The sequence below is a fragment of the Niallia sp. MER 6 genome (assembly GCF_023714395.1).
Classification (GTDB): Bacteria; Bacillota; Bacilli; order Bacillales; family Cytobacillaceae; genus Niallia.
In genome coordinates, this window is sequence record NZ_JAMAUK010000036.1 from 1 (window position 1) to 15066 (window position 15066).

General features: G+C 38.8%; 15 protein-coding genes. All 15 read right to left on the reverse strand.

All coding sequences use genetic code 11. From position 1 onward, the window contains the following. Positions 1-406: 406 nt before the first annotated feature. The 15 genes from lysS to tilS all read right to left on the reverse strand — a co-directional run bounded on the left by lysS (position 407) and on the right by tilS (position 14965). The gene (gene lysS / locus M3600_RS24985; RefSeq protein ID WP_237940529.1) at positions 407-1900 is read right to left on the reverse strand and encodes a lysine--tRNA ligase; all 1494 of its coding nucleotides are present in this window, start codon (positions 1898-1900) and stop codon (positions 407-409) included. A 180-nt stretch (positions 1901-2080) separates the two neighbouring features. After that, positions 2081-3079 carry a tRNA dihydrouridine synthase DusB gene (dusB, locus tag M3600_RS24990; protein WP_233318750.1) on the reverse strand — a complete coding sequence of 333 codons (999 nt, stop codon included), beginning with the start codon at positions 3077-3079 and terminating at the stop codon, positions 2081-2083. 20 nt (positions 3080-3099) lie between these two features. Further along, positions 3100-3315 (reverse strand): helix-turn-helix domain-containing protein, encoded by a 216-nt coding sequence (locus M3600_RS24995; protein WP_233318752.1) that lies wholly within the window; start codon positions 3313-3315, stop codon positions 3100-3102. After that, positions 3264-3794 (reverse strand): 2-amino-4-hydroxy-6-hydroxymethyldihydropteridine diphosphokinase, encoded by a 531-nt coding sequence (gene folK, locus M3600_RS25000; RefSeq protein ID WP_251648006.1) that lies wholly within the window; start codon positions 3792-3794, stop codon positions 3264-3266. The genes M3600_RS24995 and folK overlap by 52 nt, the downstream gene beginning before the upstream one ends. Then, positions 3791-4153 carry a dihydroneopterin aldolase gene (folB, locus tag M3600_RS25005; RefSeq protein WP_251648007.1) on the reverse strand — a complete coding sequence of 121 codons (363 nt, stop codon included), beginning with the start codon at positions 4151-4153 and terminating at the stop codon, positions 3791-3793. Before folB ends, folK begins: the two co-directional genes overlap by 4 nt. Beyond that, complete coding sequence (gene folP, locus M3600_RS25010; RefSeq protein WP_233318759.1) at positions 4146-4976, reverse strand: dihydropteroate synthase; 831 nt, start codon at positions 4974-4976, stop codon at positions 4146-4148. Before folP ends, folB begins: the two co-directional genes overlap by 8 nt. Before the next feature lie 2 nt (positions 4977-4978). Then, positions 4979-5848: an aminodeoxychorismate lyase gene (gene pabC, locus M3600_RS25015; protein ID WP_251648008.1), complete on the reverse strand. Its 870-nt coding sequence runs from the start codon at positions 5846-5848 to the stop codon at positions 4979-4981. A 2-nt stretch (positions 5849-5850) separates the two neighbouring features. Continuing rightward, complete coding sequence (gene pabA / locus M3600_RS25020; protein ID WP_251648009.1) at positions 5851-6435, reverse strand: aminodeoxychorismate/anthranilate synthase component II; 585 nt, start codon at positions 6433-6435, stop codon at positions 5851-5853. Positions 6436-6443: 8 nt separating this feature from the next. Continuing rightward, on the reverse strand, positions 6444-7841 hold the full coding sequence (locus tag M3600_RS25025) for an anthranilate synthase component I family protein (protein ID WP_251648010.1): 1398 nt from the start codon (positions 7839-7841) through the stop codon (positions 6444-6446). A gap of 147 nt (positions 7842-7988) precedes the next feature. Continuing rightward, positions 7989-8921 carry a cysteine synthase A gene (gene cysK, locus M3600_RS25030; protein ID WP_233318769.1) on the reverse strand — a complete coding sequence of 311 codons (933 nt, stop codon included), beginning with the start codon at positions 8919-8921 and terminating at the stop codon, positions 7989-7991. 195 nt (positions 8922-9116) lie between these two features. Then, positions 9117-9995, reverse strand: a complete 879-nt coding sequence (hslO, locus tag M3600_RS25035) for an Hsp33 family molecular chaperone HslO (protein WP_233318771.1) — start codon at positions 9993-9995, stop codon at positions 9117-9119. Positions 9996-10025: 30 nt separating this feature from the next. After that, positions 10026-10796: a type III pantothenate kinase gene (locus M3600_RS25040; protein WP_233318773.1), complete on the reverse strand. Its 771-nt coding sequence runs from the start codon at positions 10794-10796 to the stop codon at positions 10026-10028. A gap of 185 nt (positions 10797-10981) precedes the next feature. Beyond that, positions 10982-12901, reverse strand: coding sequence for an ATP-dependent zinc metalloprotease FtsH (ftsH, locus tag M3600_RS25045; protein ID WP_233318775.1), 1920 nt, complete (start codon positions 12899-12901; stop codon positions 10982-10984). 107 nt (positions 12902-13008) lie between these two features. Next, a complete protein-coding gene (gene hpt, locus M3600_RS25050) occupies positions 13009-13557 on the reverse strand; it encodes a hypoxanthine phosphoribosyltransferase (protein ID WP_233318777.1) in 549 nt (182 codons plus the stop codon). 22 nt (positions 13558-13579) lie between these two features. Next, positions 13580-14965, reverse strand: coding sequence for a tRNA lysidine(34) synthetase TilS (gene tilS / locus M3600_RS25055; protein ID WP_251648011.1), 1386 nt, complete (start codon positions 14963-14965; stop codon positions 13580-13582). Positions 14966-15066: the final 101 nt, after the last annotated feature.

Sequence of the window (15066 nt, forward strand, 5' to 3'; positions counted from 1 at the left end):
ATAAAGAGTAAGATTAGCTCATTTGCTAAACTCTAGCTTTTTGTTACTTTGTTTTCATCTTTATAACGCAAGTTATAAAAACGATTATTGTTGACGTTTTGTTTGTTCAGTTTTCAAAGAGCAATTTCTGTCGCTATCAGACGACTTTTTTAATATTACCAGAAGTCTACTTTCAAGTCAACAGTTTTTAAAATTATTTTTCATTTGTGTTACTGGCTTGTTTCAGCAACGAATATAAATATACCACCCTATTCGACCCTATGCAACTCTTTTTTTAAAGAAAAAATATTCTAATAACTATATCTGCATTTTACCCATAAGTACATGAACAAAACCAGCAGACAACCTAAAAGTTTTTATTATATTAAAAGACCTGGAATGTCTCTGCATTCCAGGTCTTTTTTAATTATGAGCGGTGTCTCATTAATGGGAATAATAGTACATCTCTGATAGATGGTGCATTTGTCAATAGCATAACTAGTCTGTCGATACCGATACCTAGTCCACCTGTTGGAGGCATACCATATTCAAGCGCCTCTACAAAGTCGTCATCCATTAGATGAGCTTCATCATTTCCTTGCTCTCTTTCTTTCAGCTGTGCTTCAAATCTTTCTCTTTGATCAATTGGATCATTTAACTCTGTAAATGCATTCGCATGCTCTCTACCTACGATAAACAATTCGAAACGATCAGTGAATCGCGGATCCTCATCATTTTTCTTCGCTAATGGTGAGATTTCAAGCGGGTGCCCGAAAATAAATGTTGGTTGAATCAGCTTCTCTTCTACTCTTTGCTCAAAGAACTCATTAACTATATGTCCATAAGTCATGTGCTCATTGATTTCAATATTGTTTTCTTTAGCTAGTTTTCTTGCTTCCTCTACTGACATCTCAGGCCAGAAATCAACACCTGTATATTGTTTAATTGCATCAACCATATGAAGTCTTGTCCATTCTGGTTTAAGATCTACTTCATATTCTCCGTATGGTATTGTTGTCGTACCATGAATTTCTTGAGCAATATGTGCAACTAAATTTTCTGTCAGACTCATGATATCACGGTAATCAGCATACGCTTCATAAAGTTCAATCATTGTAAATTCAGGATTATGTCTAGTAGAAACCCCTTCGTTCCTAAATACACGGCCTATTTCATAAACCTTCTCCATACCGCCGACAATTAATCTTTTCAGATGTAGTTCAATCGCAATACGCATGTATAACGGCATATCTAAAGCATTATGATGTGTAATAAACGGACGTGCAGATGCACCACCTGCAATCGAATGCATCATCGGTGTTTCTACTTCTAAATAACCATGGTCGTCTAAGTATCTGCGCATAGCCTGAATAATTTTACTGCGAAGAATAAATGTATGCTTGCTTTCTTCACTAGAAATTAAATCAAGATAACGCTGACGGTAGCGCTGTTCAATATCTTTTAATCCATGGAACTTATCAGGAAGCGGGCGCAATGCTTTTGTAAGCAAAGTGAAATCCTTAACCTTTATAGACAGCTCTCCAACATTCGTTTTAAATAGAGTTCCTTCCACTCCGACAATATCCCCTAGATCTACTGTGTTAAAAATTGCGTATTGGTCCTCTCCAACAGCATCTTTTCTAACATAAAGCTGGATTTGTCCTGCAAGATCTTGAATATGAGCAAAACCTGCTTTACCTTTTCCTCTTTTAGTCATTACTCGTCCTGCAAGAGAAACAATAATCCCCTTCTCTTCAAGTTCTTCCTTAGAAAGAGAATCAAATTGGCTTTTTAACTCCTCCGATAAATGGGTACGTTCAAATCTTTTGCCGAAAGGATCTATACCTTGATCACGAAGATCAGTCATTTTGTTTCGTCTAACTTGTAATTGGTCATTTAAATTCAATTCTTCATGACTCATGCTTAAATCAACTCCACCATCTTTATTTATGTATGACACCTTTTAAGGTAGTCGTGACTTTAATTACATACTTTATTATTCTACACAATGTTACAACTACAGACACTAAAAAAGAAAAAAAAACCGCCAGTTTTTTTCACCGGCAGCCTTTTGGTCGTGTATGAAATAAGAAATAAGGTATTATCCTACTTGAATTTCCCTTTCTTTCGCTTCTTCTTCCAATACTAAACCATTTAATAACGAAACGAGCTGCTCGCGAGTTTCACATTCATTCACTCCATTGCGTGCTTTCGCATTTCCTCGAATACCCTTTAAGTACCAGGCTGCATGCTTTCTCATTTCTCTAACGGCGATATATTCATCTTTTAAATTTATTAAACGATCTAAATGAAGGATACAAACATCTATCTTTTCACGTACAGATGGTTCACCTGCAAGCTTCCCTGTTTCAAGATAGTTTACAGTACGATAGATCATCCATGGGTTTCCTAAAGCAGCTCTGCCGATCATTACTGCATCACAACCAGTTTCATCAAGCATTCTTTTTGCATCTTGGGGCGTATTAACATCTCCATTCCCAATCAGCGGGATGTTGATGGATTGCTTAACCTCACGGATAATATCCCAATTCGCTTGGCCCTCATACAATTGCACACGTGTCCGTCCATGCAGTGCTACTGCTGATCCACCAGCACGCTCCACTGCCTGGGCATTGCGCACAGCATATATATGCTCTTCATCCCAACCCATGCGCATCTTTACTGTAACTGGCTTATCTACCGCTTCAACTACAGCTGATACCATATCATATATTTTGTTGGGATCAAGCAGCCATTTAGCTCCTGCATCGCATTTCGTAATTTTAGGAACAGGGCAACCCATGTTGATATCAATAATATCAGCATTAGTATTCTTATCAACAAATCGAGCAGCCTCAACCAACGTTTCCTTTTCTCCGCCGAAAATCTGCAAGCTTAGAGGATTTTCTCTTTCATCTATATATAACATGTTCATTGTTTTTTGATTTTTTGAGACAATCCCTTTATCGCTGATCATTTCTGCACAAACTAAACCTGCGCCGAATTCCTTTACTGTTAAGCGAAATGCCGAGTTAGATATTCCTGCCATTGGCGCTAAAACAACACGGTTATTCATCTCAACATTGCCTATCTTAAACAAATTTTTACCTCCCTTTGTTTTCAGCTATTAATATTCGGATCTAGCTCTTCTCTGCTTATCTTTAACACTTTAACGATTGAATCAATTATCTCATCAGAGGGAACTCGGTTACCTCTTTCTATTTCTCCTAATATAGATACAGACACAAGCAGTTCTTTAGCAAGATTCTCTTGTGTATATCCTTTTAGTTTTCGAAAAGCTCGAATACGTCTTCCCCATTTTTCTGATGTCTCCATACTCTTACTCCTTCTTTATCCTGCAAAAGCTCTAGACTTTCTTGTAAACGTGTGGATTTATTCGGTATCTTCACGAAAGGAGCTATCTCTATTAATGGAATTAGAACAAAAGCCCTTTCCTCTATTCTTGGATGTGGAACAATTAGCTTCTCTGATTCTATATTTTCGTGATTATACAATAAAATGTCAAGGTCTATTGTCCTTGGGCCCCATTTAATTATCCTTTTCCTTCCAAGTTCTTGCTCAATACTTTGGCAAACTTCTAATAATGCAAACGGCGATAATGAAGTGCATACTTCAACAGCTATATTTAAGAACATTTCCTGATCCCTATAACCTACAGGATCTGTTTCATAAATGGAGGAAACACTTACCACTTTTATATCCTCGTATTGGTTTAGCTTTCGGACGGCTTCCTCCAAATTCTGCAATCGATTGCCTATATTTGATCCTAATGATAAGAACGCCGCGTTATTCATCCGCGCTTCCTCGTTATCTCAACAGAAACAGATTGATAATGACCCGGAATTGGCGGGTCCGGCTTAATCACGCGTACCATCACACTAAAAATGCGCTCGTAGCTTCCCAGCAACTTTTGTGCTATTGCCTCTGCAACAGACTCAATCAGTTTAACAGGGTCACCTTCTACAACTTCCTTCACATCGAAATAAAGCTGTCCATAATTAATGGAATACTCCAGATTATCAGTAGTTCCTGCTTGTTGTAGATCTGTCTCAACTTCTAGGTCAATAATAAATCTTTGCCCCAGTTTTGTTTCTTCTTTGAAAACTCCATGATACCCATAGAACTCCATTTTGTTTAATGCTATCTTATCCACCGTACTGCCCCTTTCCCATTAAAGCATCCATCATACGAGCCATTCTTGTCATCTCCTTGACATCATGCACCCGGATAATTTGGCAGCCTTTCTGAATTCCAAAACATACAGTTGCACCAGTGCCTTCTAGTCTTTCCGCTACTGGCAAGTCTAAGATCTTTCCAATCATGGACTTTTTAGAGGTGCCAAGCAGCACAGGGTAACCTAGTGCTACGAGCTTGTCCAAATTACGCATCATTTCAAGGTTATATGTTAAATCCTTCGCAAAACCAATACCTGGATCAAGAATGATTTTGTCTTTTTTCACACCCGCTTTTACGGAGATATCAATACTTTCGTTCATATCAGCAATAACATCTTCTACAAATGATTGATAGTCCTTGTCATTGCGATTATGCATAAGCACAATCGGTGCATCATACTCTACAGCTACAGCTGCAATTTCTGGTTCTCGTTTTGCTCCCCAAATATCATTAATAATATGAGCCCCGGATGCCATAGCTGCTCTTGCAACCTTTGCCTTATAAGTGTCAATGGAAATAGGAACGTCTACTTCATTCGAGATCAACTCAATGATAGGAGCAACCCTTTCTATTTCCTCTTCTGCAGAGATTTCTGTATACCCTGGTCTTGTTGATTCTCCGCCAATATCTAAAATATCAGCACCGTTTTCAACCATTTCCTGAGCATGCAATAGTGCTTTGTCTCGCTCGTTATACTTGCCCCCATCTGAGAAGGAATCTGGATTAACATTTAATATGCCCATCACAATTGTTCTTTCTTGAAACGGCAGTTTGTACTTCCCGCATTTTATATTCTGCATCCTTATCTATGTCCTCCTAACTCATCAATTGACCATAAGTATGAACAATTATCTTTATATCTTGTATAGAGCATCTGCACAATGGGACCACTGACTCCTTTGTACGATTCTGACCCAATACTTTTGATTGCGACAATTTCCTGAATGGAATTTGTGATAAATACCTCATCTGCCTCCAATAAATTTTCCTGCTTATATAGTCCTTCCCGCACCTCTAACCCTGATTGAGCTGCCAACGCTAGGATAAACCGTCTAGTAATTCCGTTCAATATACCTGTTTCCACACTTGGAGTATATAAAATCCCATTTCTTATCCAAAATAAATTAGATGTTATCCCTTCAGCCACGTAACCTTCTTTTGTCAAAAAAAGTCCCTCCATCTGAACATCCTCACCTATCTCTCTCTTAGCTAAAAGGTTATTCAAATAATGATGGGACTTCAGTCTTTCATCACCCTCAGGAGTATTCCGCCGTATCCTCAGCCATTCCGCTTTTTTCTCTCCAAGTGATTCACCGGTTTGCAATGATTTCATATACATTATAACGTTTGGTTCGTTATAAGAGGATGTTTGAAGTCCTATACCACCGATTCCGGCCGAAACATTAAAGCGAATATATGCATTTTCCAGCTTATTTTCATTCAATAATCGCTGAATGATTTGATTTGTTTCTTCTCTGTAAAAGGAACGGTCTATATTCAGCTGCCTTAACCCTTTATTAAGCCGGCCCAGATGACTGTCCAATAGGAACGGATGTCCTCTGTATGTGCGGAAAGTTTCAAACAGACCAGCACCGTACATAAACCCATGATCGAAAACAGAAATCTGTGCCTTTTCGTGAGGGATGATTTCTCCATTTATATAAATATACACTATCAGGAAGCAGCCCCTTTTTTATATAACTCAACAAAGTTGGCTAGAATATCCATACCAGCTGTTGTCATGATTGATTCTGGATGAAATTGCACTGCCTCTATAGGAAGCTCCTTATGGCGCAGCGCCATTATTTCCCCCTCCTTAGTCCATGCAGAAACTTCCAGACAGTCAGGCAAGGAAGTTTTTTCGACAAGAAGAGAATGATATCTTGTTGCTGGGAAGGGGTTCGGCAAGCCTTCAAATATAGTCTTATTATCATGGTAGATTGGAGAAGTTTTGCCGTGCATTAAATTTTCAGCTCGGATTACCTTTCCACCGAATGCTTGAGCAATTGCTTGATGTCCTAAACACACACCAAAGATAGGCAACTCTCCAGCAAATGCACTTATCGCCTCAAGACTTATCCCCGCCTCATTTGGCGTACAAGGTCCTGGAGATATCATTAAGTATTCAGGATTTACTCTTCTGATTTCTTCTAAAGAAGTTTTATCATTGCGGCTGACAGTCAGATCACTGCCTAATGAACCTAAATACTGCACAAGATTATACGTAAATGAATCATAATTATCGATCATATATATCATTTCTTCACCTATTTCTCTTCTGCCAGTTCTTTCGCATTCCATAGAGCTCTGGCTTTTTTCATTGATTCCTTATACTCATTACTTGGGACAGAATCTATGACAATCCCAGCCCCAGCTTGTACATACGATTTCTTATCTTTCACAAGCATCGTTCTAATCATAATATTTAATTCAATATCTTTATTAAAACCAATCCAGCCCATTGACCCGGTATAAGGTCCTCTTCTTACAGGCTCGAGTTCTTCAATAATTTCCATTGTTCGTATTTTCGGGGCTCCTGTTATCGTTCCTCCCGGGAACATACTGTCAATCAGGTCATATTCATCATACTTAGCAGCTAATTTCCCACGGACATTAGAAACAATATGCATCACATGAGAGTACTTTTCTATTGCCATGAACTCATCAACTTCAACTGAACCGTACTCACAAACCCTTCCTAGGTCATTCCGTTCGAGATCAACGAGCATCACATGCTCTGCCCGTTCCTTTTCACTGTTAATGAGTTCATCAGCAAGCTTCTGATCCTCATCATTATCTTTACCTCTCGATCTTGTGCCTGCAATCGGGCGAGTACTAACCTCATCACCTTTTTTCTTCACTAACAGCTCAGGCGAACCGGAAACAAGCTGAAAATCAGGTGTGTGAAAATACCCCATATACGGTGATGGGTTGAGGATGCGCAGCTGATTATACACTTCCAAAGCTGAAACGTTTAGTGACTTCATTTGGCGAACAGACAAGTTTACTTGAAAAACGTCTCCTTGAGAAATATATTCTTGTATTTTCCCGACTGACTGTTGAAATTCATTATCCTTAATAGAAACCTCTTGTCCCATTGTTTTTTCAGGAGTAAGCATTTGGTGTTCAACTTTCCTGTTCTCCTGTAGCTTTTCCACTGCTTTATCTATTCTATCTTCCACTTCGGAGGAAGTTGCTTCTGTGTATAAGGCTGACAGCCATAATTTGTTTTCCTTCAGATCATAAACAAACCAATTATCAAAAAGCATAAAAAATACATCTGGTGTTTCTAAATCATCAACTGCAATATTCGGGATTTCTTCAATATAGCGGATATAATCATAGCTTATGAATCCAATCGCTCCCCCTTGAAACTCTGGAGATTCATGGTTAGCTTCTACTTCATACTCCTTCATTATCTGTTTAACTGTATGGAGCGGATTGCCTTTATGTATAGTTGTTCCCTCTATGCCCACTACTTCTAATGTATTGTCTTTTCCGATCATCGTGGCAATAGGGTTCATTGCAGCAATGCTGTATCTTCCACCCCTGCCGCTTTCCAAGATGGCATAATACTGTGATTCTTGGGATAACTGAATGAACTGCTCATAAAATTGAGCATATGAAATACTTAAACTCTTGCTGAAAACCTTAAATTTTTTCAATTCACTCTCGCTCCTTCTATTTCTCTTTTATCATCATACATGATGAAGCAGAGGAAAAACAAAAAAATTTGCCGGCATTTTTCAGGTGGCCGTCTATATTGCTAAGCAAAAAAAAGACAGCCCATCGGCTGTCTTTTTTTTGCATAATTACTCTTCATCAAATTGGTATAAAGCTGTGCTCAAATAACGCTCTCCGTTACTTGGAATTACAGCCAAGACTTTTTTGCCTTTTCCTAGTTCTTTAGCAACCTTAATGGCAGCATAGATAGCAGCACCAGAAGAGATTCCACCAAGAATACCTTCTTCTTTACCTGCTTTTCTAGCATATTCGAATGCTTGATCTGTTGTTACTTGAATAATATCATCATAAACTTCACTATTCAGGATTTCTGGCACAAAACCTGCCCCAATTCCTTGAATTTTGTGAGGACCTGGTTTTCCTCCAGATAATACCGGAGAATCCGTTGGTTCTACTGCATATATTTTAATATCATTATATTTTTCTTTTAATACTTCTCCGGCTCCTGTAATTGTTCCGCCAGTGCCAATTCCTGCGATAAACGCATCTAAGCCTTCATCACCAAAAGCTGCCACGATTTCTGGACCAGTAGTGCTTCTATGAACTTCAGGATTAGAAACATTTTTAAACTGCTGTGGTAGGAAATATCCATTTTCTTTAGACAATTCTTCCGCTTTGCGAATTGCGCCACCCATGCCCTCAGGTCCTGGTGTTAATACTAGTTCTGCACCGTATGCTCTTAGCAAGTTACGGCGCTCCAAGCTCATTGTTTCAGGCATAACAAGAATTGCTTTATATCCTTTTGCAGCTGCAACCATTGCTAAGCCAATCCCTGTGTTTCCGCTAGTAGGCTCAATAAGTGTGCTGCCAGGCTTCAAATCACCGCTCTGCTCAGCAGCTTCAATCATCGCTAGAGCAATACGGTCTTTAACACTGCTACCTGGATTCATATATTCTAGTTTAAGATATACATCTGCACTTGCTTCATCTGTTAAACGGTTTAATTTTACAATAGGAGTTTGACCTATTAAATCTACAACTGAATTAGCTATACGAGTCATTCTTAATCTCTCCCTTATCTCTTAATCCGAGTATCTTAATTGGTATTCTATTAATTATTAATTTATCAATGAATGCCCATTTTGTCAATTGATTTGTTCTTATTTTCGAAAAAATCCAAACATAATCCTTGATTGAAAATCCACTTACCAGAATAAAAAAATAAGCCTGGTGCAAACATGCACCAGGCTTATTTTTTATAGCGCTTCTTCAAGAAGCTCCTCTAATTCAGTTTTGGAGAAAAGGTATTTTTCATTACAGAAGTGGCAGTGTGCTTCAGCCTTTTCATCTGTTGCGATCATATCTTCTATTTCTGCCTTGCCTAAACTGATAATTGCCGTTGAAAATCGCTCCTTTGAGCATGTACATGTGAACGATACGGGCATCTTCTCAATAATTTTCATATTATCTTTTCCAAAGATTTCTTCCAGAATTTCTTCCGGAGTAAGACCTTTTTCAATCAGCTTAGAAATCGGCGGTATTTCTTGTAATCTCTTCTCAATTTTTGTGATGGTTTCATCATCTGTTCCTGGCATAAGCTGAATGATGAATCCGCCAGCCGCTAAGATTGAGTTATCTGGATTAACAAGTACTCCGACACCGACAGATGAAGGTACTTGCTCTGATGTCACCAAGTAGTAAGTAAAATCTTCTCCAAGCTCCCCAGATACAATCGGCACTTGCCCTGTGAAGTAGTCACGCATTCCGATATCTTTAACAACAGACAGTGTTCCCTCTGTTCCTACCGCTCTTCTAACATCCAGCTTTCCATGTTCGTTTAAATCAAAATGAGTTTGTGGATTCGTTACATAGCCCCTTACTTCACCTTTCGCATTTCCATCAACAAGGATTAGCCCTATAGGTCCATCTCCATCTACTTTCACCGTTAGCTTTTGATCACCTTTAAGCATTGCTCCCAACATTGCTGTAGCAGATAAAGTTCTTCCTAATGCCGCAGATGCAGTAGGCCAAGTGTAGTGCCTGCGTTGAGCCTCAGCAACTGTCTCTGTGCTTCTAACAGCATATGCACGTACTTGATCGTTAAAGGCTAAAGCCTTTACTAAATAATCACTCATAAAATACCTCTTTTCCTATATTCTTATTACTTACTTTTCCTTATTTTTCTTATATATAAGCTGTAAACCTTTTAATGTTAAAAATGGATCTACTACGTCAATTGCATTTGATTCTTGACTGATGAGATTAGCTAGTCCGCCTGTTGCAATTACCTTTGGATTTTCTGAGCTCTGCTCTTTCATTCTCTTTACAATACCCTCAACTTGTCCAACATATCCATATAATATTCCAGACTGCATAGCAGATACTGTGTTTTTGCCTACCACTCCATCCGGTCGGGCAATTTCTATTCTCGGCAGCTTAGCAGCTTTAGAATATAGAGCTTCTGTCGCAATATTAATACCAGGTGCAATAGCTCCACCCATATATTGTTTATGCTCATTAACATAGCAGAATGTTGTTGCAGTTCCAAAGTCTACAATTATTAATGGGCTCCCGTATTCATGTATCGCAGCAACTGCATTAACAATCCTGTCTGCACCTACCTCTTTTGGATTATCATATTTAATGTTCAGCCCTGTTTTCGTTCCAGGACCAACTACTAACGGTTTAATATTAAAGTATTTATGACACATTCTTTCTAGAGAGAACATAATCGGCGGTACTACAGAGGAAATAATAATTCCGTCAATATCCGAAAACTTTAAGCCCACATGGTCAAACAGAGACTTGATTATCATGCCATATTCATCTTCCGTTTTAAAGCGGTTCGTTTCTATTCTCCAGTGTTGTGTCAGCTTATCGCCTTCGTATACACCTAGCACTATATTTGTATTCCCAATATCAAAAACAAAAATCAAAGTCAGTCACCACTTTTTTATTATTCTTCAAACACCATCTATTTAAGCAGCTGTTGCCCTTAATAGATGTATGGATTATTAGCACTAAAATATCATAACATACGAGCATATGTAAGTGAAATCCAATGAACTTTACGGAAGAAAAAAGGGAATGCACAAGTGTGCATTCCCTTATAGTGAAGGTTTTAATCTTCTTTAGTCTCTTCATCTTCTTTTTTCATATTGATGTTGACTTTCACATCATCATTTGTGAATGATTCAGCTTTTTTAGAACGGTCTGGAAGAACTCCATCTTTATACAGGCTAGTGATTTGTTCCGCATCCAATGTTTCGATTTCTAACAATGTTTCGGCAATCAAGTTTAGCTTCTCCCTGTTTTCAGTTAAGATTGTTTTCGCTCTTTCATAGCTCTCTTTAATGATGCGTTGAATTTCTTGGTCAATATCATATGCGATAGCATCTGAATAGTTTTGTTCATTATTCAAATCTCTGCCAAGGAAGACTTGACCTCCTTGCGCTTGACCGAATTGAAGCGGTCCAAGCTTTTCGCTCATTCCATATTCAGTAACCATTTTGCGAGCAATGTTTGTTGCTCTTTGGAAATCATTATGTGCACCAGTGCTGACTTCACCGAAGACAATATCCTCTGCCACACGGCCGCCAAGCAATCCAGTAATTTTGTCTAACAACTCTTGCCTTGTCAGTAAGAAGCGGTCTTCTTTTGGAAGCATAACTGCATAGCCTCCAGCTTGACCCCTTGGTACGATGGTAACTTTATGCACCATATCTGCCTCATCAAGGACAACACCTATGATTGTATGACCAGCTTCGTGGTATGCCACAATATTTCTTTCTTTTTTAGAAATGACACGGCTCTTTTTGGACGGACCAGCAATTACACGGTCTGTTGCCTCATCCATATCTTCCATATCAATCTTTTTCTTATCTGCTCTTGCAGCGACAAGTGCTGCTTCGTTAAGCAAGTTTTCTAAATCTGCGCCTGAGAAACCAGGTGTACGCATCGCAATGCTTTTTAAATCTACTGATGGATCTAATGGCTTGTTGCGGGCATGTACACGCAATACTGCTTCACGGCCAGTAACATCAGGTCGGTCAACAGTGATTTGACGGTCAAAACGTCCTGGACGCAATAACGCTGGGTCAAGAATGTCCGGTCGGTTAGTCGCAGCGATAATGATGATCCCTTCGTTTGCTCCAAAACCATCCATCTCAACCAACAATTGGTTCAGAGTTTGTTCACGCTCATCATGGCCTCCGCCGAGCCCTGCCCCACGCTGACGACCTACTGCGTCAATCTCATCTATAAAGATAATACATGGTGCATTCTTTTTCGCTGTTTCAAATAGGTCACGTACACGAGATGCACCGACCCCAACAAACATTTCCACAAAGTCAGATCCGCTGATGGAGAAGAATGGAACTCCTGCTTCACCTGCGACAGCTCTTGCTAATAATGTTTTACCTGTTCCTGGAGGTCCATTAAGAAGGACACCCTTCGGAATTCTTGCTCCTAGCTCAGCAAATTTTCTTGGGTCTTTCAGGAATTCTACAACTTCTACTAACTCTTGCTTCTCTTCATCCGCTCCTGCTACATCTTTAAAACGGACTTTCTTCTTCTCTTCATTATAAAGCTTCGCTTTGCTCTTTCCAAAGTTCATTACTCGACTGCCGCCGCCTTGCGCTTGGTTGAGCAAGAAGAAGAACAAGATGAATATAATGACAAAAGGAATAATAGAAGTAAAGAATGTCACCCAGCTGCTCGTTTCTTGAGCAGGAAGGACATCAATTTTTGATCCTTCTGTAGCCGCTTTATCAATGCGGTTTTGAACAGTTTCATTATTCGTTACGTAAGAAACGAAGTATTCATCTTCACTGTAAGAATCTAACTGCCCGCGTAATTCTAAAACGCCTCGTTCAGGCTGCTGTGTAATGGAACTGACATCACCTTCTTCAAGGTGCTTAATCAGATCGGTATACGATAATTGCTTGGTTGGCTCGTTATTACCATTAAAGAAACTTACCACACCAATAATTACTAAAAATATTAATAAATAAAAGATGGTATTACGGAAAATACGGTTCATCCCTTACCTCCTCCCACGGTAAACAAACTATATTGTATAGTAACATAGAAAATTGTGTAAATTCAAGAAATTACCCTCTTGAACACAAAACTTCCCTGTCACTCCAATTACTCGTTATTGTTAGTATAAACTTCTGGTTTTAAAACACCAATGTAAGGCAAATTACGGTATCTTTCAGCATAATCAAGTCCATAACCTACAACAAATTCATCTGGAACGATAAATCCAATGTAATCAGCTTGTAAATCTACTTTCCTTCCAGAAGGCTTATCAAGCAGCGTCACAATCTTGATGGATTTTGCTTTGCGGTAACGGAATAGCTCAACAAGGTAGCTTAATGTTAAGCCGCTGTCAATTATGTCTTCAATAATGAGGATATCTCTTCCTTCTACAGAAGTATCCAAATCCTTTAAGATTTTCACTTCACCAGAAGATACTGTTGAGTTTCCATAGCTAGAAACATCCATAAAGTCCATTTCTAGATATGTATCCATGCGTTTCAAAAGGTCAGCCATAAATGGCATAGCTCCTTTAAGCACTCCTACAGCTAAAGGAAATTTATCCTTATAATCCTCTGTTAATTGAAAACCAAGGTCCTTAATCTTGCCTTGTAGTTCATCTTCAGAAATCAATATTTTTTCGATATCATGTTTCATTGCTTGTGTGCCCCCTAGAAGATCATTGCTTTTTATATGTTATTAATAGATTATAACCACTATTCGCCTGCTTTAAAGAAAAAACAGATTTTTTTAGCCCAGGAACCCATAATATGTTATCGTTCCCATCTGTAATGATTGGCCATCCGTCTCTCTCTTGCAGAGGAATCTTTGCATCGATGAACAGTTTCTTCACTTTCTTCATCCCATTCATTCCTCTAACTTGTATCTTATCCCCGTTTTTCCTTGTCCTTATAACAAGCGGAAAGGTAATTGATTCAGGATCAACAAGGATAGCATCTGCAATCGGAGTTTGAATGCTGCTAGTATATTCTACCCTAATATAATGCCCATTTGGTAATAATATCTCTCCCGATTTCAAAAATTCATGATAAAAGGGTTCATTTGGTGAAATATTTAATTGAAAGTGTGCCAAATGGTAGGATTTAATTACCTTCAAACCTTCTGGGAGATCAATGTTTCCGGAAGAATGAGGATTCTGAAACAATGCAATAATTTGGTTAGTATGTAATGCGGATAAGGAAGATATCTTCTCTTTATAGAGATAATTTAATATTAGATGAATACATCTTCTTTGTAAAGAAATAGCTATTGAGAGGAATGCGTTAATATCAACTGTTATCTCATTTTCTCTCTGGCTCTTTACCACTTTACTCCAAACTGATTTCGTTGCTGCCAATAAAAAGGCCTCGTCCTCCTCCGCTTCCTCGCTAAAACGCTGAAAATGGGCTGCGGCATTCGGATTTTCCTGCTTTAAGAATGGCAGAACATGCTTTCGAAATCTGTTCCTGCTGTATACTTCTTTATCATTGCTCGGATCTCTTCTAGGGAAAAGCATATGCCTATTACAGTATTCCTCTATTTCCTGCTTTTCTAAACATAAAAATGGCCTAAATAATCTTCCCGGCCCAAAAGGGCGGCTGAAGGGAATTCCAGCTCTCGACTTAGCACTACTTCCTCTCGTCAAGCGCATTAAAATCGTCTCAATCTGATCATCTGCATGATGACCGAGGGCAAGAAGGGATATACCGCTCTCTTCCATAATTTCTTTGTAAAATGCATATCGGCATTCTCGTGAAGCCAGCTGGCCATTTTTTCCGGTTTGCTTTATAATAGCCGGCATATCGATTTGCTTCCAAATGAATGGAATGGATTTTCCCTTGCAAAATTCTTCTACAAATTTTGCATCTTCTAATGATTCCTCCCCTCTGAACATATGATCAACATGTGCCGCTATCACCTTTATATTCCATGCTGACTCTTTGCTCCAAAGGAAGTGAAGCAGTGCCAAGGAATCTGGTCCACCAGACACTCCAACAAGCACTCTCGCACCGCTAAGCGACAAATCCTTCTTTTTCAGATACTCTACTACCTTTTCTTCCAACATTAAAATACTTCCTTAATTTATCACTATTCTGCATAGTAATCTGTTATGACCTTTTTATGTAAGCATGCAGTCTGCTTATGTAAGAATAACATTTTTGCGAA